Origin of the sequence: Pseudomonas sp. RA_35y_Pfl2_P32, from assembly GCF_963970735.1 — a bacterium.
GTDB lineage: Bacteria > Pseudomonadota > Gammaproteobacteria > Pseudomonadales > Pseudomonadaceae > Aquipseudomonas.
The window spans coordinates 1-704 of the sequence record NZ_CAXAQF010000092.1 but is presented as its reverse complement, the minus strand read 5'-3'; the positions used below and the strand labels follow the sequence as shown (position 1 = coordinate 704).

Below are 704 nucleotides of genomic sequence, written 5' to 3'. Positions count from 1 at the left end.
AGCATCTGGACCCCCCTGCCCCGCCATGTTGCGGCGATCGGCATTGCAGCGGTCTGCACGGACGCGGCTCTGTAGGCGCCGCTGCTCCACCCCTTGGTTATAGCAGCAACGTAGTCGATCGTTTCCCGAAATGGTGGGATCCGGCCTAAGGTCCGGACCCGACCGGGGCCGGCGTTGTAGGGGTTCCCGTAACATTTTTCCCAAAAGTAGCGGTAGCGGGAATGGCGGAAAACAGCCATTTCTGGCGGTTCTAATTTTCTAAGTGATTGAATTTGCGTGGCGTGCAGCTTTTTCGACATTTTGGGACTCCGGTCATGGATGTTTGTAGCCTTTCCTCTGTAAAGCGGCGGGGTTCGAGTCGATGCAGGATTGGCGCGCGCAGTATCTGGGGCTGACGACGTTTCCGGCCACGCTTACTGTCGCTGAGATTGATGAGCTTTTCATGCTGGACGATGATATCGCCCGGATGGTTGGAGCGCGGCGGACACCGCTGACTCGCCTGGGGCTGGTGCTGCAGATCGGCTTTCTGCGCCTCACCGGGCGTTCGCTGAATTCGGTGCAAGTGATCCCGCCAGCTGTGCTGACGCGCGCCGGCCAGGCAGCGGATATTTCGGCTCCGCAATTGGCGTCGATCCGTTCGATCTACCGGCGACGGATGACGCTTTATCATCACCAGCAGGCTGCGATGGCCGCGCTGGCCTTCA

1 protein-coding gene and 1 pseudogene are annotated in these 704 nt (G+C 59.8%); one reads left to right on the top strand and one right to left on the bottom strand.

What is annotated here, in order from left to right; translation table 11 throughout:
• Positions 1 to 299: pseudogene (locus tag AACY45_RS27240) on the bottom strand (hypothetical protein); the annotation flags it as partial.
• A gap of 62 nt (positions 300 to 361) precedes the next feature.
• On the opposite strand from AACY45_RS27240, the gene AACY45_RS27235 reads away from it, so the two are divergent.
• On the top strand, positions 362 to 704 hold a 343-nt coding region (locus AACY45_RS27235), incomplete at its 3' end, for a DUF4158 domain-containing protein (RefSeq protein WP_339548529.1).